This is a genomic window from Bacillus sp. REN16, assembly GCF_020731355.1.
Classification (GTDB): domain Bacteria; phylum Bacillota; class Bacilli; order Bacillales; family Bacillaceae_L; genus Ferdinandcohnia.
This window is the reverse complement of sequence record NZ_JAJFZK010000001.1, coordinates 1-23163: the sequence shown is the minus strand read 5'-3', so window position 1 is coordinate 23163 and position 23163 is coordinate 1. Positions and strand designations below refer to the sequence as shown.

General features: G+C 37.1%; 17 protein-coding genes. 1 reads left to right on the top strand and 16 read right to left on the bottom strand.

What is annotated here, in order from left to right; translation table 11 throughout:
- Positions 1 to 8: 8 nt before the first annotated feature.
- Positions 9 to 815, bottom strand: a complete 807-nt coding sequence (gene proC / locus LKW28_RS00085) for a pyrroline-5-carboxylate reductase (RefSeq protein WP_229138305.1) — start codon at positions 813 to 815, stop codon at positions 9 to 11.
- Positions 816 to 927: 112 nt separating this feature from the next.
- Here proC and LKW28_RS00080 point away from each other — a divergent pair, with 112 nt between their 5' ends.
- Entirely contained in the window at positions 928 to 1065 is a 138-nt protein-coding gene (locus tag LKW28_RS00080) for a hypothetical protein (protein WP_229138304.1), read from the top strand.
- Between the two features lie 35 nt (positions 1066 to 1100).
- On the opposite strand, the gene LKW28_RS00075 is transcribed toward LKW28_RS00080, so the two are convergent.
- The 15 genes from LKW28_RS00075 to LKW28_RS00005 form a co-directional block, all read right to left on the bottom strand.
- Entirely contained in the window at positions 1101 to 1658 is a 558-nt protein-coding gene (locus LKW28_RS00075; protein WP_229138303.1) for a DNA-3-methyladenine glycosylase I, read from the bottom strand.
- A 45-nt stretch (positions 1659 to 1703) separates the two neighbouring features.
- Entirely contained in the window at positions 1704 to 4028 is a 2325-nt protein-coding gene (gene helD, locus LKW28_RS00070) for an RNA polymerase recycling motor HelD (RefSeq protein ID WP_229138302.1), read from the bottom strand.
- Between the two features lie 181 nt (positions 4029 to 4209).
- On the bottom strand, positions 4210 to 4347 hold the full coding sequence (locus LKW28_RS00065) for a hypothetical protein (protein WP_229138301.1): 138 nt from the start codon (positions 4345 to 4347) through the stop codon (positions 4210 to 4212).
- A gap of 153 nt (positions 4348 to 4500) precedes the next feature.
- Positions 4501 to 5208, bottom strand: coding sequence for a TerC family protein (locus tag LKW28_RS00060; protein ID WP_229138300.1), 708 nt, complete (start codon positions 5206 to 5208; stop codon positions 4501 to 4503).
- A gap of 71 nt (positions 5209 to 5279) precedes the next feature.
- Positions 5280 to 5417, bottom strand: coding sequence for an FbpB family small basic protein (locus LKW28_RS00055; protein WP_229138299.1), 138 nt, complete (start codon positions 5415 to 5417; stop codon positions 5280 to 5282).
- Positions 5418 to 5670: 253 nt separating this feature from the next.
- On the bottom strand, positions 5671 to 6480 hold the full coding sequence (speD, locus tag LKW28_RS00050; RefSeq protein WP_229138298.1) for an adenosylmethionine decarboxylase: 810 nt from the start codon (positions 6478 to 6480) through the stop codon (positions 5671 to 5673).
- A gap of 391 nt (positions 6481 to 6871) precedes the next feature.
- On the bottom strand, positions 6872 to 9100 hold the full coding sequence (locus LKW28_RS00045) for an alpha-galactosidase (protein ID WP_229138297.1): 2229 nt from the start codon (positions 9098 to 9100) through the stop codon (positions 6872 to 6874).
- 60 nt (positions 9101 to 9160) lie between these two features.
- Entirely contained in the window at positions 9161 to 12202 is a 3042-nt protein-coding gene (locus LKW28_RS00040) for a glycoside hydrolase family 2 TIM barrel-domain containing protein (protein ID WP_229138296.1), read from the bottom strand.
- Between the two features lie 27 nt (positions 12203 to 12229).
- Complete coding sequence (locus tag LKW28_RS00035) at positions 12230 to 13054, bottom strand: carbohydrate ABC transporter permease (RefSeq protein WP_229138295.1); 825 nt, start codon at positions 13052 to 13054, stop codon at positions 12230 to 12232.
- Positions 13051 to 13953, bottom strand: a complete 903-nt coding sequence (locus LKW28_RS00030) for a carbohydrate ABC transporter permease (RefSeq protein ID WP_420708785.1) — start codon at positions 13951 to 13953, stop codon at positions 13051 to 13053. The genes LKW28_RS00035 and LKW28_RS00030 overlap by 4 nt, the downstream gene beginning before the upstream one ends.
- A 235-nt stretch (positions 13954 to 14188) precedes the next feature.
- The gene (locus LKW28_RS00025; protein ID WP_229138293.1) at positions 14189 to 15475 is read right to left on the bottom strand and encodes an ABC transporter substrate-binding protein; all 1287 of its coding nucleotides are present in this window, start codon (positions 15473 to 15475) and stop codon (positions 14189 to 14191) included.
- Between the two features lie 242 nt (positions 15476 to 15717).
- The gene (locus LKW28_RS00020; protein ID WP_229138292.1) at positions 15718 to 17487 is read right to left on the bottom strand and encodes a sensor histidine kinase; all 1770 of its coding nucleotides are present in this window, start codon (positions 17485 to 17487) and stop codon (positions 15718 to 15720) included.
- Between the two features lie 10 nt (positions 17488 to 17497).
- On the bottom strand, positions 17498 to 19027 hold the full coding sequence (locus tag LKW28_RS00015) for a response regulator transcription factor (protein ID WP_229138291.1): 1530 nt from the start codon (positions 19025 to 19027) through the stop codon (positions 17498 to 17500).
- Between the two features lie 120 nt (positions 19028 to 19147).
- A complete protein-coding gene (gene yhbH, locus LKW28_RS00010) occupies positions 19148 to 20329 on the bottom strand; it encodes a sporulation protein YhbH (RefSeq protein ID WP_229138290.1) in 1182 nt (393 codons plus the stop codon).
- A 372-nt stretch (positions 20330 to 20701) separates the two neighbouring features.
- Positions 20702 to 22597 (bottom strand): PrkA family serine protein kinase, encoded by a 1896-nt coding sequence (locus tag LKW28_RS00005; protein WP_229138289.1) that lies wholly within the window; start codon positions 22595 to 22597, stop codon positions 20702 to 20704.
- Between the last annotated feature and the right edge of the window lie 566 nt (positions 22598 to 23163).

Below are 23163 nucleotides of genomic sequence, written 5' to 3'. Positions count from 1 at the left end.
TTTTCCTCTTATTGGGATAGTTCTTTAGATTTTTGAGAACAGCTTTCCATAGCGGCAATAACACTCGCACGGAAGCCCTGTTTTTCTAGGGTTGCGACCGCCTGAATGGTAGATCCACCTGGGGTGCAAACCTCATCCTTTAATTCACCCGGATGTTTTTCCGTTTCCAAGACCATTTTTGCTGCACCTAGTAAAGCCTGTGCGGCAAGCTTGTATGCTTGTTTTCTAGGTATCCCCTGCATAACAGCACCATCAGCTAATGCTTCGATAAACAAAAAGGCATAGGCTGGGGATGAACCACTCACCGCGGGGATAGCATCCATGAGTTGTTCCTCAATAACCTCAGCCTTCCCAAATCCTTCAAACAGTCGGATAATTTCAGATAAATCTTCCTTACTCACGTAAGAGTTGATGCAAAGCGCACTCATTCCTTCACCAACCAAGGATGGCGTATTTGGCATGGAGCGTACTGTCTTCATTGGCCGTTGAAATTGCTGTTGGATAAAATCAAGCGTAATTCCAGCTGCGATTGTAATAATAATCGTGTTATCTTTCACAACTTCCCTAACCTCGTTGATCACTTCCGCATATAGATTTGGCTTAACAGCTAAAAACAAATAATCAGCATTCTCTGCAACCACTTTATTATGTTGAGTAGTTTTAATTTGGAATGTTTTTTCCACGAATTGAAGGGTATCCTCCGTTTTTGCACTTACAATTAATTGCTGCGGGGTTGCAACCTTGGAAGTAAGCATCCCTTGAATCATCGCCTGAGCCATTTTTCCACAGCCAATAAAACCTATCTTTCTGTTCATAAATAATCCACCTCTATCACCTATTATAGGGAAATTGTTAGGTTAAAAAAACTTTCATGATACATACAATTTAAAAGAACGGACAGACTAATCCAAAAAAGAGGTGAAAACAATGACTCGATTTGAAAGACTCCTTGACACCGTTTTTGGATATTCGGGGTGGCATGATCTCACAAATACATTAGCAACCAGGGAACAAGAAATGGGTTATTTATATGAAGATGATGATGATGATGAACCCGTTATGTAAGTTTTAGGGGCTTTCCAATGAGGAAAGCCCTCCTTTTATGTACGGTTATAACAATGGCAGCTTATAATATGATCATTTACCATTCCTGTTGCCTGCATAAATGCATAGCAAATCGTCGAACCAACAAATTTGAACCCGCGCTTTTTTAAATCTTTGCTTAACCGGTCACTAATGTCCGTTGTCGCTGGGACTTCATCTAACGTTTTAAAGTGATTTTTAATCGGTATTCCATCAACAAACGACCAAATATAGGTATGGAAGCTTCCGAATTCCTCTACAATACGAAAAAATGCTCTTGCGTTTGTGACAACTGCGTTGACTTTTAACCGATTTCGGACGATCCCTTTATTTGATAAAAGCTCTTCTATTTTCGTCTCATTATATGTAATGATTTTAGCTGGCTCAAAATTATCAAAGGCCTTTCGGTAATTTTCTCGTTTCTTTAAAATCGTGTACCAGCTTAAACCAGCCTGTGCCCCCTCTAAATTCAAATACTCAAAAAGCAAGCGATCATCGTACACGGGAACACCCCATTCATGATCATGATAATCTACATAAAGAGGATCCTCATTCACCCAGCCACATCTTTTCAAAGCTTTCCCACCTTATTAAAGAGCCAGCATTTGCTGACTCCAGTTTTATACTTCAATATAATCTTCCTTACCAATACCATTAAAGAAGAAGCTTCTTTCCCCAATCGAAAAAAGCTGGAGTTCATGCATAGCGCGTGTACAAGCCGTATAAAAAAGCTTTCTTTCATATTCTCTTCCGTACACTTCATTTGAAGCATTATAAATAATAACTGCATCAAACTCGATTCCTTTTGCCAAATATGTTGGTAAAACAAGAACACCTTTATCAAATTGATAGGTTTCTTGGTTCATGAGTCGTACCTGTGCTTCATCTTTTAACGCATTGAAGGCTTCCTTGCTTTCTGCATTTGTTTTACAAATCACTGCAATCGTTTCGTGTCCCTGTCCTTGAAGTGCCTTTATTTTTGTTAAGATTTCTTTGTGGAGATCCTCTTTTGTTTCCACTTCTTTGAATAATGGAAGAGCGCCTGAACGGTTAAATGGTTCAATTTCATTCCCCGCAGCCACAATTCCTTTTGAAAAATCAACAATCTCTTTTGTAGAACGGTAGCTTTTTTTCAATAGAATGACTTCTGATTTGTCTTCCTCATAAAGCTCCGGTGATAAAAGAGTTGGTGCATTCATGGAATGTGCATAGATGGCTTGATTATAATCGCCAAGGATGGTCATGCGGCAATTTGGAAACAATTGCTTTAAATATTCAAATTGGAACGGCGAATAATCCTGTGCTTCGTCTATGAACAAATGGCGAATGTTCGTATTTGATTGCTTTCCCTCAATTAAATCCTGTAAGTATAGAAATGGAATAGCATCCTCATAATTTAAGCGATTTTGTGTCAATTTTTCGATTGTAGAAGAGCAAATTTCATTCCATTTTTCTGTTACCTGGTGTTCTTTTGTATGAGAAAATAATTGTTTATAAATTCCTTTGCGATCAAGGTAATCCAGCTTTTTAATGGCAGCCTTTATTGGTTTAAAATGCTTCCGCACAATTTCTTTAGCAATTAGCTTTTCCTCACGTTCATAATCATCAAACGTATCATTTGAAAACTCCTGCTTTTTCTGCAATTGCTTAAAGATTTCAAGATGGTCCTCTTTCTCCATCAATTCAGCTTCCTGGAGAACCCAATCCTTTTTCCGTTCCTTCCGTTCGAATTTGACCACTTCTTTCATCAGCCACTCTGTAACCTTCGAAAGTCGATTTGGAATCGATATGGACGGATCTAAAGAGTAGAAATACTCCTGAATTGTTTCCTTCGATATCATCTTTTTCTTCTTAAACCCAATGTTTTTAAAAAGAATCCCATGTTCGCTAAGTTCTTTTACATAGGTTTGAATGAGTTCCTTAAAATCTAGGTTTGCTTTGTAATGAATAGCTTGAAGCCTTACATCGTAATTAGGTTGATCCATCTCTGTTAATAAGTATTCCATTTGTGAAAATGGGTCTTCTATGTCAAAAAGACCACCTAAGCGATGTTCAACGTATTCCTGAAATGTTGATTGTTGCATATTTTCTTCCCCAAGCTCTGGAAGAACGGTAGCGACATAACTATTAAAAAGGGGATTCGGTGAGAACAGCATAATATTATTAGAACTCAGCTGCTCACGATACCGATATAGTAAATAAGCCACACGCTGTAAGGCAGCTGACGTTTTACCAGAACCAGCTACACCTTGCACAATTAAATAACGACTTTTTTCATTTCGGATGATTTTATTCTGCTCCCGCTGAATCGTAGCAACAATGCTCTTCATTTGTGTATTGGCATTATTGCCAAGTACCTGTTGCAGCATTTCATCACCGATCGTAACCCCTGTATCAAACATACTTTTCAGCTTACCGTTTTTTATGATGAATTGCCGTTTTAATGTCATTTCCCCATCGATCGTTTCAAAATGGGTTTCATACTGAGCAGGCCCAGGATAATAGTCATAGTACATACTTGAGATAGGTGCTCTCCAGTCAAAGATTAAAAAGTCTTCTTCGTTTTTATCTAATAAGGATGCAATTCCAATATAAATTTTTTCTTCACTTGTTTCTCCATTTTCGGCAAAATCAAATCGACCAAAATAGGGTGATTCCTTCAATCTTTCAAGTATTTTAATCTGTTTAAAAATCTGCCGATGATTTCTTTCACGTTCACCTATAAGCTCGGATTGCTGTTTAATACTTTGAAATGTTTCAATGACATCATCAGGTTCATCAAGATTGACAGTTACGTCTTCCCAAAATGACTTACGAAGGTCGACAATCTCACTTTTAAAGCTTCCCACCATTGATTCGATAGCTGCTTTCTTACTTTCTATGACCTTTAGCGCATCTTCAAGTCTATCTTGTTCCTGAATCCAGTCTGAATTTTGCTTCTCCATGAACACCACTCCTCGTCTACGTGAACTTCTGTCTTTATCTTAAAAATCTCATAGTTGACAAACACAATAATTTGTTATAAACTTATAATAGGATATATTGAACGTGTTTATTTATAAGTTTCAAAAAAAAAAGACAGAACAATGACATCTTACCATGTCGTTCTGTCTTTTTCAATGTTTTTTAACTATTTTTCATCATACAATCCAAGGTTCTCTTAATTCCTTCCTCATAAGATGTTGCCGGAAGAGGGCCGATTTCCTGCTCATATTTTGATCCATCCAGTACCACCGGATCTATCGTTAAATACAGCATCTCCACAACTTTTTCCTACTATTTTTATTAACCACCGGTCAATGGGATGCAAAAAATAATTTCAAGATTAATGCGGTTGTTAATCTATTCCATGCACATTTTCCGACCATTATTTATACAATATAAAAGCGGACCCGTATTCGAGTCCGCCCTAAATGATTATTCAGCTTTACTTAATACTTGTTGTTCTTGTTGCTCTTCGACTGTATTTGCAGCTTTCTTTTGCTTCACATAACCAATTGCAATTACAGCTGCGACAACGAGAATTTCAAAGCCATACTTCACAAAACCGTTACTAAAATATGTGCTTAGGAATGGTTCCGCAACAATCATCTTTGATGCAGTCCAAGCTAAAATAGCGGCACCAATCGTAATGATAATTGGGTAACGTTCCACTAACTTAATAAACAATGTACTTCCCCAGATCATAATTGGAACGGAAATAATAAGTCCTAATACAACAAGTAAGAAGTTACCCTGAGCAGCTCCAGCAACCGCTAATACATTATCTAGACCCATTAATGCGTCCGCAATAATAATCGTACGGATGGCTGCCCAGAAGCTTCCGACAGCTTTTATTTCATGGCCCTTGTCATCAGATAATAAATTATAGGCAATCCATAATAGAAGGATTCCGCCGATAAGTCGTAGCCCTGTGATTTCGAGAAGCCATACAACTGCTAGTGTTGCTGCAATCCTAATTACAATGGCCCCTACTGTCCCCCAGATAATAGCCTTCTTTTGTTGTTCCTTAGGCAGTTTTCTTGCTGCCAAACCGATAACGATGGCGTTATCTCCTGCTAACACTAAATCAATCCCAATAATAACTAAAAGTGCGGTTAAAAACTCTACGCTTAAGATTTCCATCAAAAGTCTCCCTTCTATTCTTTTATTCTATAAATTTAGGAAAAACAACAATGAATTTCACTAGAATAAACTTATTTCAGTGATGATGCATACTTATCATCTAAACGTTTTTCAATCTTTGCGAGCTCTTCCTTGTCTCGTAAAATTTCTTCTTTATTCTTTTTAATTAATTCTTCAAAAGAAGTTGTTTCTACTTTTCTCTTTAGCATACCTTTCACCTCACTATCATCGTAAAACAAAAATGACCTTTACCGTAATTGGTAAAGGTCATAAATAAAGACCTCTACCGTAAACTCGGTAAAGGTCTTGCTAACAACATTTAAGTTGCCAACAAAGCCGAGAGTGGTTACACTCTGAAATGACGACTTTGCTGTAAAAGCTACTCCCCTTTAGGAGATAATATTCGAAATATTTATTATAAAATTAATTTTACATAGGTTTTATGTTAATGTCAACACTTTTTCAAATAATATTTTTCCCGTAAAAAATTTCATCCATTTCGGTAATCAATTTATCAGCAATAACTTGTTCCTCTTCTGGTGTAAGTTTTTCTTTTGTATTACTGAAAAACAAGTAATGCTCCAAATCAAATTCCTTCAGTTTGCATTTTGTGTGGAATATATTTTCCTGATATACATTCACATCAATCATATGATACATTTCTTGGATATCGTCCGGAATATAATTTTGAATGGAATTGATTTCATGGTCGATAAATAGTTTATGTCCCCTGACATCCCTCGTAAATCCTCGTACCCTGTAATCAATCGTCATTACATCGGTCTCGAACGATTGGATCATATAATTTAACGCTTTAAGAGGAGAGATTTCCCCGCAAGTTGATACATCAATATCCGCCCGAAATGTGCTAATTCCTTCGTCCGGATGTGATTCCGGATAAGTATGAACGGTAATATGACTTTTATCCATTTGCGCAACAACTGATCCTGGAATCGGCCCTGGGGACTCTTCAAAATCTTCGGCATGCGGCTCTTCTACTGGTCCTTCTGATACAAGGATGGTTACACTTGCCCCCTGCGGTACGTAGTCTTGCTTGGCAACATTTAAAATATTTGCTCCAATAATATCCGCTACATTGCTTAGTATTTCAGTTAAGCGATCGGCATTATATACATCATCAATATATTCAAGATACGCATTACGTTCCTTTAACGACCTTGTATAACAGATATCATACATGTTAAAACTTAATGATTTCGTCAAATTATTGAAACCATGTAGCTCTGTTATCTGGTATTTGGAAAGCTTCATGTAATTGTCCCCTTTTTCTATATTTTTTTCCATATTTTTATGTTGGTTGAATCACAGAATTCTATTCATGTTATACAGATTTAATAATGCATAAAAAAAATATCCGGCCAAATGGCCGGACGTTGAAAATGATTTATGATCATTTAAAAGGGGGGATGAAAAAGCTTATCTTTTCCATGTCTTAATAATACTTTGTAAATATGAACAAAGTATGAATAAAGGGTTAAGTTTCTATTAATTAAATCTTTTCAATCTGCTAGAGTGCGACAACGATTTCTGTTACAAAGATTATTAATCCACTAAATTGCCCAACCTCTCAGTTGGCCATTATCACGTTTTCATCTTAATATTCATTCTTCTAATACTAGCTCGAAGCCAAGTATTATCACATTTATTCTCTTCCATTCAAGTAATATACAATCGACTGATAATCTCCACCGCGCTCTGCAAGCTTTCCATTAACACCGTTAAATTCAGTTGATAACGGTAAGCCTCTGAACATCAATTCATCACCGTAATGAATTTCCTCTGTTCCATTTATTGAATAAGAGATGGACTCATCCAGTCCTTTTAAAGGTAGAATTTGTTGCTTTTTTACATTTGGAGTCGCTAGCACTTTGTAATATCCGACCAGTGCTTCTTTTTTATCTTTGGAAACGATCATCCATGCTGTTTCATTTTGTTGGAATGGACTTAAGAGTCGATAAAAGTCTCCGTCACGAACAAGGGTACGATGTGTTTTATAAAATTCAATCTGCTTCTTTATCTCATCACGTTCTTCTGCACTTAGCTCTAACGGATTTAATTCATAACCAAATGTTCCAAAGTAAGCTACATTCGCTCGGGTTTCAATGGACGTTGTTCGTAATGTTTGATGATTAGGAGCAGCTGAAACATGTGAGCCCATGCTATAAATCGGATATACGAGTGATGTCCCATACTGAATCTTAAGTCTTTCAACAGCATCCGTATCATCACTTGTCCAAGCCTGCGGTGCATAGTAGAGCATACCTGGATCAAATCGTCCGCCCCCGCCTGCACATGATTCAAACATCACAGCTGGAAATTCAGATGTTAACCTTTCGTATAAGGCATATACTCCTAAAATGTAACGATGATAAAACTCACCCTGTTGTTCGATGGACAAAGCATTTGAAAATGCATCAGTAATATTTCGATTCATATCCCATTTAATATATGAGAGATTGGTTTTCCTAATGATGTCTGCCATTTTCCCATAAAGGTAGTTGACAACTTCTTCTCTTGAAAAATCAAGAACAAGCTGATTTCGACCAAATGTTAAATGCTCATGTGGTCTTCCAACAATCCAATCAGGGTGTGTTTCGAACAATTCGCTATTAGGGTTGATCATTTCAGGTTCAAACCACAAACCGAATTTCATTCCTAACTCATTCACTTTTTGGGAGATAGAAGTTAATCCATTCGGTAATTTCTCCTTATCTTCAAACCAGTCACCTAGCGAAGATGTATCATCATTTCTTTTTCCAAACCATCCATCATCTAATACAAATAACTCAATTCCTAGTCCACTTGCACTCTTTGCGATATCTGCTAGCTTTTCCTCATTAAAATCAAAATAGGTGGCTTCCCAGTTATTAATTAAGATTGGTCTTTCTTCCTTTTTCCATGGCTCACTTATTAACTGGTTTCGATATAAATCATGATACGTTTGACTCATCCCGTTTAGCCCATTTTCTGAGTAGACCATAACCACTTCTGGGGCCTGGAAGCTTTCTTCCGCTTCTACTTGCCACTTGAACTGATGAGGATGGATTCCCATCATTACTCGTGTTACGTCATAATGGTCAACTTCAACCTGAGCTAAAAAGTTACTACTATACACAAAATTAAATCCATAAACCTCATGATTATGTTCTGTTGCATCTTTTCTTTTCAATGCGATAAATGGATTATGATGATGGGAGCTGGCTCCTCGAATACTAGCAATTGAATGTGTTCCAGGTACAAGTTCGCGTTCTTCGATATGTCTTTCTCTTGACCATGTTCCCGCTAAATGAACCATTTTAAAATCAGCATCTGGAAGATCAATGGACGAACTCATAAGCTTTTTAATATAAATGGTGTCCGAGCCAGTATTTTTCAACGCTACACTTCTCGTGATCACAGGATAATCATGAAAAATGGTATAAGTTAAGAGAAGCTCGGTTTGAATTTTCTCATCAAGTAAAGTAAAGGTTATGGTACTTGCTTCGTTTTCATTTGCATACGTAGCAGGTAATCCCTCAAGCTTTGGTTTTCCTTGTGTGATTTCATATTCCTTAAAAATGAAACCATTACCGATTCTTCCTTCATTCGTTTCTAGCTCAATTGCTGCATCACGGAAATCTCCTTTTCCGTAAATAGGGTATTCCTGTCGAATCGTTTCTAGTGAGAATGCAGGATCATTTTGAAAGAAATGACAGCTTGCTGCAGTTGGAATATCAGTAAGTTGAAAATGAGAAAAGTCATTACGATGTTTGATGGCTTTCCCGAAATATAACTGACCAAGACTACCATTTTTTAAGACGTTAAAAATATAACTAATTTTTCCGTTCGTTAAGTGGAATTCATTATTATGCTCATTAATAAGGATATGCATGTCTGTTCTCCTTCCAAAAGTAAAGAGCCTGATGCTTCAAGCTCTTTACCTTTCAATGATTTAGATTGGCTGAATGATAAACTCAAATTCTTTATCTTCATTTGCCTTTAGTAGGTGTTCATCGTGCACTGGTGCGCCCCAGCTATCATCACCGCCGACACCCATTTGTTTTCCTGCGACCGTAACAACTGTATAATGCACAGGTGGAAGCTCGTAAATATGCCCGGCATTTTCTAGCTCAAATGCTGTATATGGTGAAAAATTACATTCAACTGGCTCAGTAACTGAAGAAATCTTAATTCCAGTTCCTTCGTTGTTGGTCAAACGAACCCAGCGAACACCAGTGCGATTTCCAGATTCCTGTGGCATGACATAACCTGAAAGATTATCTTTGACGGTATTTGAGAAGATACCTAATTTAGCACCTTCTGAACGATCCGAGTAATTTTCAGCAGGTCCCTTCGCATACCATTCTAATTGGTCATAATCTGCCGAAACCTTAAATGAAATGGCATGAATAGGCATTTGTGGTAAGCCTTCAACACCACGATACACCGATTTCACTTTAACACTTCCGTCTCGTAGTACGGTATATTCAACTGCAACATCCACTTCACTATGAATCGGTAGTTTGTAGGCAAAGCGAACACGAACGAAATCTGTCTCTTCTTGTACGTCAATACCCACACATTTCCGGGCAAGACTTGCTGTTAACCAAGCTCCAGAGTGATAGGTTTGTGAAAACCCTCGATCATTGTCAGTTGTCGCTCTCCAGAACAATGGTGCAGGAGGCATTTCAATCATTTCTTTTCCAGCATAATTTAACGAAATTAAAGTACCCGCCTGTTTTGAGAAAATAACCGAGAACTCTCTTCCATGTACACCAATATTTACGTCACCATATGCAACGCGTAAATCACTTACTTTATCCTTTTGAATTTCTATCGTTTTTTCACCGACATTAAAAATAAATTGTCCAAATGCGATTTCATAACCAGCATCCGCCCAAATGGTTTTGTTCTTTAAACGGAATGAGGCTACAATACTATATTCACCTGATACATCCATTACACTAGAAGGCCAATCGAACGCAACTTTCCCCTCACTTAACGGAGCAATCTCAACATTCGTTGAAGTACGATACACCTCGACACCTTCACGATATAACGTATATTCAAACACATACTCAGATGTATTTGTAAACAAATGATCATTTACAATTCTTACGCCATCTTTATCTGGAAATAACTTAATATTTTGGTATAGGAACTTCACTTCCTGCATCTTTGGTGAAAGCTCTCGATTGGCATACACTATTCCATTCGTACAGAATCCGTAATCCGTTGGACGATCGCCAAAGTCCCCTCCATATGCTAGGAACTCCTGACCATATCGGTCTTTTTTAATAAGAGATTGGTCAATATAATCCCAAATGAAGCCACCCTGGTACATCGGATACTTACGTTCTAAATCTGTATATTTGTTCATGCCTCCGAGTGAATTCCCCATCGCATGCATATATTCACAGCTGATATATGGTTTTTCTGGCTGTTCGTTCAAATATTTTTCAATATCAACAGGCTTTGCATACATACGACTTTCCATATCACTTATCTCATCATAATCGCGATTATGGAATACCCCTTCATAATGAACAAGACGACTTGAGTCAACTTGTTTGAAATATTTAGAAACACTTAATATCACTTCACCGGCATACGATTCGTTACCACATGACCAAATTACAATAGATGGATGATTTTTGTCTCTTTCAAACATGGAAACAGCACGGTCCATTACGATATCATGCCATTCTGGCTTATTACCTGGAACATTCCAAGATGGCTCGACTGCACCCATCTTTTGCCATGATCCATGTGTTTCCAAATTCATTTCATCAATTACATAGATTCCATATTCATCACAAAGCTCGTACCAAAGGCTTTGATTTGGGTAATGGGATGTACGTACCGCGTTCATATTTTGCTGCTTAAGGGTTTTAATATCCCAAAGCATATCTTCTTTCGTTATAGAACGACCCGTCCGATGATTAAATTCATGACGGTTAACGCCTTTAAAGACGATTCGCTCACCATTTATTTTCATCACTTTATCAACTAACTCAAATCTTCTAAAGCCTACACTTTGAGGAATCACTTCTACTAGTTCTCCAGATTCATTGAAAACCTGTATATATAATTTGTATAAATAAGGATTTTCAGCACTCCATAGCTTAGGTTCGTTAAGTGTCACCGAAAATGAGTGAGTGCTATCTGAGAGATTCATATTTTCTGTCAAAACGGGTTCGTTGTTTGCATCACAAAGTTCAGCTACAAGTTTTGAGTTTGAAGGAGCAGTACCCATTAATTCAAGATTCACATTAAGAGTTCCAACTGTTAGTGTTTCGTTTAGTTCCGCTTTTACATGCAGATCACGAACATGAATTTCGGGTATTGTATAAAGATACACATCTCTAAAAATTCCCGAGAATCTCCAGAAATCTTGGTCCTCCAGCCAACTCCCTGTACTCCGTTGATATACTTCTACCGAAAGCTTATTTTCTCCATCCTTCATAAATGGAGTTAGTTCAAATTCAGCAGGTGTAAAGGAGTCTTCACTATAACCAACAAATTCGCCATTTAGCCACACAAAGAAAGCTGACTCAACTCCTTGAAACGAGATAAATACTGGTTTTTGAATCATGTTATCGGGAACAGTAAAATACTTAACATAGCTTCCAACTGGATTATGATCAACAGGAATTTCAGGTGGTCGAATCTCATGATGTCCATCCCACGGATACATTGTATTCACGTATTGCGGTTGCCCATAACCTTGCAGCTGGATATGCCCAGGAACTTTAATATTCTCCCAGCTCCGACAATCAAAATCTACTTCATAAAATACTTCAGGTCTTAGGTTTGGATTGTCTGCATAGTGAAACTTCCAGTTTCCATTTAAATCATAGCGCAGTTTCATTAATGCTTTATTTTTAGCTTCCGCTACACTTTCATAATAGACATGGTCTGAATGTGCCGGTACTCGGTTTACTGCAAAGATATTCAAATCAGTTAGCCAATTCAAGTTTGGAATTATCGTCATCTTGTATACTACCTTCCTTTACTACTGTTATTTTACGGACCCCATCATTCCTGCAACGAAATGCTTTTGCATTAGGAAGAAGATGATTGCTGCCGGTAAAGTGGCGATTACAATCGCTGTCATAATTACTCCATAATCTGGTGTATAGCTTGATCCTAGATTCGAAATAAGTAATGGTATTGTTTGATTCTCTGGAGATTGCAACACGACCAATGGCCATAGATAGTTATTCCAGCTAGCCATAAATGTAATTATCGCTGCTGCTGCATATGTTGTTTTCATAGTCGGAACATAAATTTTGAAAAACACTCCTAATTCGCTCAACCCGTCTATTCGTCCTGCCTCCAGTATATCCTTAGGAAACATCTTTGTATTTTGACGGAAGAAGAAAATGAGAAACGCGGTAGTGATACTTGGTAATACAACCGCAGTTAATGTATCAATCCCCATAAATGGAGCATTTTGTGAAATGGAACCGAACATACGGAACAACGGTACCATTAATGCTGCAAATGGAATCATCATTGAAAGTAATAAAATATTGAATACAACGTCTTTCGCTTTACTTCTATGAATTTCAAATCCATAACCGGCTAGCGAACCAATTAATAATGCTAGAATGGTTGTCGAGATTGATACCTTGGCTGAGTTTACTAGTGCAGGCACCAAATTAACGGAATCTAATAGATTTTGAAAATTCTCGATTAAATGTGAGCCTGGCAATAATCTGCCTTTTGTTACGTCGACTGACTTATTCGTCGCACTTACAATCATCCATAGAAATGGGAAAATGGAGATAATTGTCGCCATAATTAGTATTCCATAGCTTATTACACGGTTGAATTTACTCATTTTTTATCACCTGCCACTTTAAACTGAATGATTGAGAAGAAAATAATCATGATTACGATTGCATAAGACACGGTCGCTGCATATCCAAAGTCTGGTGTATATTTGAATGAAATATTATAGATATACTGTGATATTGTGATTGTGGAGTTACCTGGTCCCCCACCAGTGATATTCATAACCTCATCGAATAATTGCAGTGTTCCGATGGTTGACGTGATCGATGTAAATAAAATGATTGGCTTTAACATTGGTATCGTAATTTTGAAAAATTGTTGAATAGGTGATGCTCCATCTATTTTTGCTGCTTCATAAATTGACGGGTCAATGTTTTGAAGAGAGGATAGATAAAATATCATATTGTATCCTGTCCATCTCCAAGTAATGGCAATAATAATCGCTACCTTCGCCCAGAATGGGTCTGTAAGCCATTGAATGGGTTCAGAAATAAGTGATACTTTCATTAACATTACATTAAGAATTCCGTCTACTCCAAATAGATATTTAAAGATAACAGAATAGGCAACCAACGATGTAACAGCTGGTAAAAAGATTGCTGTCCGGAATAAGCCCTTAAACTTTAATGTCTTGTCATTTAGCAAAACTGAGAATACAAGGGCTAATAAAATCATGACTGGTACTTGAACTAGCAGATAAATGACAGTATTTTTTAATGCTGCAATAAAGGTCGGGTCCAGGAATAAACGCTTGTAGTTGTCCAATCCCACAAATGTTAAATTCGTTCCTGTCCCTGATTGGAATGACATGATCAATGCTTGAATCATTGGGTAAAAATAAAACCAGCAGATCATGATCGTTGCAATGGCAATAAATGACCAGCCAATAAGGGCATTTTTCGTACGAAGACCTCTTGTAGATTTTTTAGGTTTCGGGGTAATAATGGCGTTGGATTTCGCTGTGTTCATTCTATGTTCAACTCCCTGCCTCTTAAAATAATTTAAAAACATGATTTGCCGCCAATGCTGGAGGAAATTGATGTCTTTTTTCGCTGTAAGTTAAAGTAATAGCCTCGGAAGATCTCGCCATAGCTCACTCATAAACATTAGGAGTTGCGAGTTTTCCGAGGCATTGCCTCAATATCATGAGTCAGATTCTTTAAGACTTTTTGGTGTTACCTTATTTCACTTGTGCTTCTGCTTGTTTTTGAGCATCTTTTAACACATCGTCAATTGATTTACCTTTTAGGTAGTTTTGCATTTCAACAACTAAGATGTCTTCGAGCGCATACGTATGCAAGCCATAATTCACTTGAGGAATTTCTTCTGTCCATGTTGAGAAATCAGAAATGATTTTTTGTCCTCCAAAGAACTCGTCTGCAGCTTGATAAGCTTCACCTTCAGCAGCTGGCATATAAGAACCGATCGCACCGATTTCAGTAACTAATGTTTGATACATATCAGCGTTAGAACCAAATGTTTTTGTTAAGAAATCTACTGCATTTTCTTTACCTGCTACATCAAGTACATACCATGAGCTTCCGCCTAGGTTTGAAGCATTTACAGAACCTTCAATACCAGGAAGAGTTGGGAATGGTACGACTGCCCAATTTCCAGATTGTGAAGCTTCGGCTTTGACTGATGGTGTTATCCAGTTACCTGTTGGAACTGATGCAACATCTCCACTATTGAATGCAGCTAAGAACTGGCTCCAGTCAGAAACAGGTTTTGCAATATTAGCATCTAGAATTGATTTATAAACTTCAAATGCCTTAGTAAGTGCTTCATTTCCTGCTAGATTTGGTGTAACACCATCTTCTTTTAAGTACCAAGATCCACTAGATTGGATCATCATACGAATTTGTCCAAGGTCATTTGGATCAAGCGTTAACAAATCCTTACCAGTTGTTTCTTTAATTTTTTTACCAACTTCAATAAATTTGTCCCAATCAACATTAGTGATATCTTCTACTGAGTAACCTGCTTCTTCTAGGTAGTCTGTTCTTACATAAAAGCCTGCTACACCAGTGTCAAATGGTACACCGTAGTTTTCTCCTTCATAGCTTGTTGGAGCAATTTTGTATGGTGCAAAATCATCTACATTAATTGAACCAGTGATTTTGTGAAATGCATCTGGATATGCTTGCAGGAAGCTTTGTGCACGATAATCTTCTATTAATACGATGTTTGGTAAACCCTTAGTTGTTCCAGAGCTTAAAGCAGTATTAAGCTTTTGGATAATATCGTCTTGAGCATTCTCTACGATATTCACTTTCACATCAGAATTTTCACTTGCGTATGCTTCTTTCGCGATTTCCATTGCCTTGATGTTAAAGTTAGGGTCCCATGCCCAAACTGTTATTTCATTTGTATCTTTTGACTTGTCCGCTGTTTTATCTGAATCCCCAGATGAACATGCAGATAACATTAAAATACTAACTACTAATAACGCTAAAATCTTCTTCACAAATATTCCCCCTCGGATTATTCTTTTTTTGAAAGCGTTATCCTTTCTACATATTTATCTTAGCACCCAAAGTCGCAGATTCGTTAGGACGATATTTCACTAAATTTGTGATATTTTTACTAGTTGTATCCGTTTTCAAAAATTAATTTGCAGGATTTTTATATATTGTGATTATTTTTATAAGTATTAGTCGATTTTGTTCTATAAAAAAGACCCCTTTCAAAAAGGAGCCCAGATTTGTGTTATTCTTTTTCAACAGGTAATGTGATTCTTACTTTTGTACCGTTGCCTATTTCACTCGTAATAGAAACTCCATAGGTTTCGCCATAAAGGAGTTGGATACGCTCATGGACATTACGAATACCAATTCCAGTGAAACGGTCTTGCTTTCGATTAGAGACAGGAAGTTCATTCTCCTCCGCCAAATCCATTCCATCCCCGTTATCTACAATTTCACATATTAGATCTACGCCCTGTTTCCAAATTAAGACCTTTATTGAACCATCAGGCTTCCTATTGAATCCATGAAAAAAGGCGTTTTCTAAGAAAGGTTGAAGAATTAATTTAGGAATCATATAGTCTTCACAATTAGCTCCCACAAAATAACTTACCGTGATGCGGCTGCCATAACGCATTTGGTTAATGAATACATAGTCCTTTAAGGTATTAACTTCCTGCTTTACTTGTACAGTTTCACTACCATTCCCAATCGTATTTTGTAAAATAGAGATAAATGCATTTAGAGTTTCCTCAGCTTCTGCTTTACTACCATGTTTGACCATAAACTTAATCGACGTTAATGTATTATAAAGGAAGTGCGGATTAATTTGTTGCTGAAGTGCAGCAAGCTCCGCGTGGCGTATCTTCTTTTGCGATTCAACATGCTGGTCTACATAATCATGAAGCTCATCCAGCATGGAGTTAAATGCTTGTCCCAACTCCCTCGTTTCATACGTTCCATTTACCGATACATATTGATGGAAGTTCGTTTTTGAAGCATTTGAAATTTCACGTACGAGTCGGTACAAAGCGTTTGTTATTCGCCTTGACATGAGAAATACAAATAGAATTGCGACGACAATGATGACACTCAATGTAACAGCCATTTCTTTTTTATCAATTAATCCACTAACCGCCGTATCCTTATCAATCACATTTAAAATATATAAATCAAATGACTCTAAGTATTGGCCAAAGAAAATATGTGCTTTGCCATCAAACTCCTTTATGACGTACTTGTCAGGGTTTTTATTAAGCTCAGATGCATAATCTTGAAGGACAGGGTCTCCTTGACCAATTAGTTCGTCACGATTGCTCGAAACAATTCGGCCATATCCATCGATAACAAAGATGTCATTTCCAGGGCTTGTATAGTTTGTATAAAAACTTCGAAACTCCTTTTCTCGAATCGCAAAATACATGACCCCATATATATTGCCTGAACCACGTTCTAATAAGGCCCGTGTTGCGATTACGAATGGGCTCATTTGCTTTGAATTAAGATTCTCACGTTGGTCGTAATTATAGATTAGCTTTTTAAAATGTCGCTTTGTACTAGCTGTAAGATGACTTTCCGATAGCTCATTATCAGAAATCGGCCAATAATTTCGATTTGTTGAATAGCTAATCCCATTTTCCCCTAGTACCGTTATACTAACGTCATATGCCTCAAGATTAGGCTCCACTCTCTTCATTAACTGGCGAAGGTTAAAATAAGAATTCATCTTCTCTGCATTTGTTTGCTCCTCTGTCAGAATTGTTTTCAACGTCCCACTCTGCGATAAATTATTAGAGGCTGTGACGATTGCATAATGAAATGATTCGAAGCTGTCTGTTACTTGGTCCAATACTTTTGCATTGGTGATACTAAATTTATCGATAAAAAAATCTTCTGCCATACGCAGAGTCGTCCAAGTTATAATAATGGCGACTGAAATGATACTTATGACTGTTAAAAAAAACATGATTAAAAATAAGCTATTATGCTTAAGATGAAATCTACGATTCTTCATTCTATTATCCTTATCTCATCGATTTCCTGCGATACTGGCTAGGTGACATCCCTTTTATCTTCTTAAATATTTTTGAAAAATAACTGTGATCTGAATAACCGACCATCGGACCGATTTCTGAAATTGGAATATCACTCTTAATAAGTAATTTTGCAGCTTCCTCGATGCGAATTTTATTTAAATATTCAATAAAACCTTCTTTATTATGAACTGAAAAGTAATTGGATAAATAAGAAGGATTAAAATGAAAATAAGTGGCTACTTCTGTTAGAGTAAGCGGCTCCGCATAGTGATCTTGTATATATTCAAGAATCATCTTCATGTTTGAATTACTAGAATAATTTCGTGTTGTTTTGATACATTTATAGAACTCCTCAATAAACATATTAAATTGCTCTACAACCTTATCCGCAGTCTTCGCTTCCTCAATAATCTGTAAAGACTCATACTTCATACTTTCAAGTTCCTTCACATCGTATTCCATATTCCCCAAAAGAATGGATATATTAAATATAATATTTCCAAAAAATGATTTAAACCTCGCCACATCAGTTGTATAGCATGTTGAATACGTCTTTGTATATTCTCTTACATATGTAAGTGCCAAATCAAAACGCTCATGTGTAAAATCATCTGTGAAGCGATCTAAGTTAAACGCATCACAGGTTGGTGCTTTCATAGGCAGATCTGATTTCTGCAAAAAGGTTTTCTCAGGGAAATAAAACCGATATTGAAGCATAGGCAGGATGTCTTCTCTAAATACTTTTCCTACCTTACTAAAAGCAGAAAATACATCACTTAAAATAATAGCCACTTGTGGGATTGTTTTCTCAATTTGAGATATCCTGTTCACCACCTCTGGTACATGTCCTTTATTATAATTCAGCAGGACTAACTCAAGGTTTGGTTCTAGTTGATAACGATAGCTTGTGATTGAACCCGTTTTTAAATCATCAACTATTTTTCTCATAGATGTTTGGTTATCGGTAACTCCATTTGTGTCGACCGCTATTAAACAAAAACTACTATAAGGGAATGCATTCAAGCGCTTCGTTGAATTAACATCTGTTTCATACCCTTTGATTTGTTTTTCAATAGCTTGTCCGATCAAAATAGAATCTTCAATCGTATTCTTTGTACTTTTCGTTAATGGGATTTTCTCTCGAGCTCTTTTTAATACAGTTAACAATCCCTGTGCATCTAGCTTAGGCTTTAATATATAATCCACAACACCGCTTTGGAAAGTAGACCGAACATAATCATACTCGCCAAAACTGCTTAAGATAATGACTTCGATGTCCTGATAATTGGCTTTTATCTCTTTTGTTAACTCTTCACCATCCATGATTGGCATGACGATATCCGTGATGACAATATGGGGATTTGTCTGATCAATTAATTCAAGTGCCTCTTTCCCATTTGAAGCTTCTCCAACGATTTGAAAACCTTCCTCTTCCCAATTCAAATAGTATTTTATTCCTTGCCTTATTAATATTTCATCGTCAACAATTAGAATTCTGCATAATTCGTTAGCCGTCAATTACATCACTCCACCTACCGAGACTATTTACAGTTTGAATTTATTTTACATTATACACGTCAAAATCTGCACTGACATCTTTTCAACAATTTTAATAGCCAGCTTCTCAGCTGGCTAATTTTAGGCATACGCCTTATTTTCTTCATCTTTATGAAAGAAACTCTTCATGGCATGGAAGACATCTGCTTTTTGTTTTAAAATATAATACTTAAATCGCTCATCCTCAATGTTCTTATAGGCTGACATAAGGGTAGAATGACGATTGTATTGATTTACTTCTCCGTAACCGAACATATTCGAAACCTTCATTAACTCGCTGACTAATTTTACACATCTTGCATTATCTGAGGTTAAATTATCTCCATCTGAGAAATGGAATGGATAAATATTGTAGCGTGTGGTTGGATATTTATCATCAATGATTTCTAATGCCTTTCGATAAACGGATGAGCATATCGTTCCTCCACTTTCACCCTTTGAGAAGAAATCTTCTTCAGATACAACCTTGGCCTCCGTGTGGTGGGCAATAAATTCAATTTCGACTGTTTCATATTTCGTGCGCAGGAATCGAGTCATCCAGAAGAAGAAGCTTCTTGCCATATACTTCTCCCAGATCCCCATTGATCCACTCGTATCCATCATCGCAAGCACCACAGCCTTTGAATCTGGTTTTACAATCTCATTCCACGTTTTAAATTTCAAATCCTCACGATAAATCGGATGGAAACTCGGTTTCCCAGCCATCGCATTTCGTTTGTATGCCGACATCATCGTACGTTTCTTATCAATATTCCCCATCAATCCCGTACGACGGATATCATTAAATTCAATATTTTCAACAATGTTTTGATCCTGTTCTTTTCGTTTCAGGTTCGGCAGCTCTAACTCCTTAAACAAGGCTTCTTCAAGCTCCATCATGGAAACTTCAGCTTCATAATAGTCTTCACCAGCTTGATCGCCTGCACCCTGCCCTTTTCCAGGACCCGCTTTGCCTTGATTTTGACCTGATCCATCTCTTGCTATAACGTCACCTACCTGGCTTTCTCCATCCCCTTGGCCAACGTGTTTATTTTTGTCATAGTTATAGCGGATTTTATATTCGTCTAATGATCGAATTGGAATTTTAACGACATCTCTCCCGTTTGACATAATGATACTTTCTTCCGTTATCAAATCAGGTAAATTATTTTTTATGGCATCCTGTACCTTTTCCTGGTGTCTTGTTTGATCATCATGGCCTTTGCGATGGAGGGACCAATCTTCTTGGGAAATGACAAAGTTCTTCGAATTACCTTTCGACATAATTCTTCCCCTCCTAAACTATTTTTTTATAACCATTCACATTTTTGCCTTGGCCTTCATACATTATCTTGACTGCTTTTAGTAAACTTTCAGTAAACGAAATACTGTAAAAATTGCACCTGTCTGAATTAAAAAGAGATCCACTTCTTACTACTTTGAAAAAAATGAAGCAATAGTAGATTACTCTATACTATGCAAAAATATCGTATTATTGACAAAAGATTTCGCAATTTAGGCGGTATGTCTTAATAATAGACAAGTTTCCCCTTGGCACATAAATTGGCCACACAAGTTTTTTGTTTGTTCTTATCTAAAGCCTCATTTGAAAAATAAGGGATTAGACCAATCAACTGGTCTAACCCCTTATTAAAATTATCGATTTAGCAAGCTTCCGACATAACGAAGCAGTTCATTCGCTGATGTTGAATTATAGCCGTGTTCATCAATTAGTCTTGCTACAACTTCATTCACTTTTTTCAGCTGTTGCTCATCTGGTGTTTTTGTTGAAGTAGTAATTTTTACGACGTCCTTCAGGTCGGCAAATAATTTCTTTTGGATTGCCTCACGCAGACGTTCATGTGAATTGTAATCAAATCTTCTGCCTTTTCGTGCATATGCCGAGATACGAATTAGGATTTCTTCTCTAAATGCCTTCTTTGCATTTTCAGAAATTCCAATTTGCTCTTCGATTGAACGCATCAGCTTTTCATCTGGATTCATTTCTTCGCCCGTTAATGGATCACGGAGCTTGTTTTTATTGCAGTATGCTTCAACATTATCCAGATAGTTATCCATTAATGTTTTCGCGGACTCTTCATATGAATACACAAATGCCTTTTGCACCTCTTTTTTCGCGATATCATCATACTCACGTCTCGCGATTGAAATGAAGTTCAAATAGCGTTCACGGTCTTCATTTGAAATCGACGAATGATGCTCAAGGCCATCCTTTAATGAACGCAATACATCTAATGCATTAATAGATGGATTTTCCTTCCGGATGATGGTTGAGGAAATACGATTGATTACATAACGCGGGTCAATACCGCTCATACCCTCATCCTGGTATTCCCTCTTAAGCTCTTCTACATCAACTGCATTAAAGCCTACCACACTTTCTCCATCATACAGTCTCATCTTTTTAATAATATCGACATCGCCTTTTTTTGGCGCTTTTAATCGTGTTAAGATCGTAAACATTGCTGCGACTCTAAAGGTGTGTGGCGCAATATGAACATCTCGGACATCACTTTCATTAATCATCTTTGCATAAATACGTTCTTCCTCAGAAACTCTGAGATTATAAGGTACAGGCATTACGATAATACGCGAATGCAATGCCTCATTTTTCTTATTAGCAATAAAGGAACGATACTCTGTTTCGTTCGTATGGGCGACAATGAGTTCATCCGCTGAAATCAGGGCAAAACGTCCTGCTTTAAAATTCCCCTCTTGCGTTAAGGATAATAGATGCCAAAGGAACTTTTCATCGCATTTTAACATTTCTTGGAACTCCATCATTCCACGGTTCGCTTTGTTTAATTCCCCGTCAAAACGATAGGCACGCGGATCTGATTCTGATCCAAATTCTGCAATCGTTGAAAAGTCGATGCTTCCAGTTAGATCGGCAATATCCTGGGATTTCGGATCTGATGGACTAAATGTTCCAATTCCGACACGCTTATCCTCGGAAAAGAATATTCGTTCAACCCTTACATCCTCAATTCTGCCGCCATATTCTTCCTGCAATCTCATCATATTTAATGGTGACAAATTACCTTCAATTCGAACCCCGTACTCATCAAAAAAGTCTTCTCTTAAATGATGTGGAATAAGGTGTAAGGGGTCTTCATGCATCGGACAACCTTTAATGGCATAAACCGCACCTCGCTCCGTATGGGAATACGTTTCTAATCCCCTTTTTAACATGGAAACAAGTGTTGATTTACCGCCGCTCACAGGACCCATTAATAATAAAATTCGTTTACGAACATCTAGTCGTTTGGCTGCTGGATGAAAATATTCTTCGACTAACCGCTCAAGTGCTTCCTCAAGACCAAATAATTGGTGGTCAAAGAATTTGTACTTGCGCTTTCCATCTTCCTCTTCAATTCCTGCGTCCTTAACCATATTATAAACTCTGGAATGAGCAGACTGAGCAACCCAAGGCTTTTCTTTTAGAAGTTCCAAATATTCAGCGAAGGTTCCTTCCCACTTCAAGCGTTGTTCCTCTTCACGAAACTGTTCTATCTTTTTTAAGATATCCATTAATTAGGGGCCTCCTCCATCTTTGATGTCTTTTGCACGGTTTATTTAAATGTATGCGAGGATGTCCTTTAACATGCTTTAATCTTACAAAATTCAACATGTCCAATTCTGAATTATGAAATAACAACCTTTGTTTTCCTGTTTGGACAAATTGAAAAATATTTTTATAAAAGTAAGGGTATAAATAGAGGAAAGGCTGCTGGATAATGTTAAAGGAGTTCACTACTAGTGTATGTGCCAGTTTTGAAAGGTGCGAAAATGTTTACAATTTGTCCATAGATAACATTCACACCAAATTGAAATTGGGTTATAATACACATAGATGAGTTTTTTAGGTATTCTTGAGGGTTCAAACTTATTGAACTTCATACATAAGGGAGGAAATGAACATGAAATTAATCCTTATTTTAGGTGTAATCGTGACCTTTTTAGCAGCGATCTTTACATCTGCATACGAAGATAAGCCAAGTGTTAATAAAAAATAATTACAAAAAAATGACCTGAACTGACCTAGCCAAATGAGACATATATAAAACACCTATCCATATTAAATTTAACACTTTTTC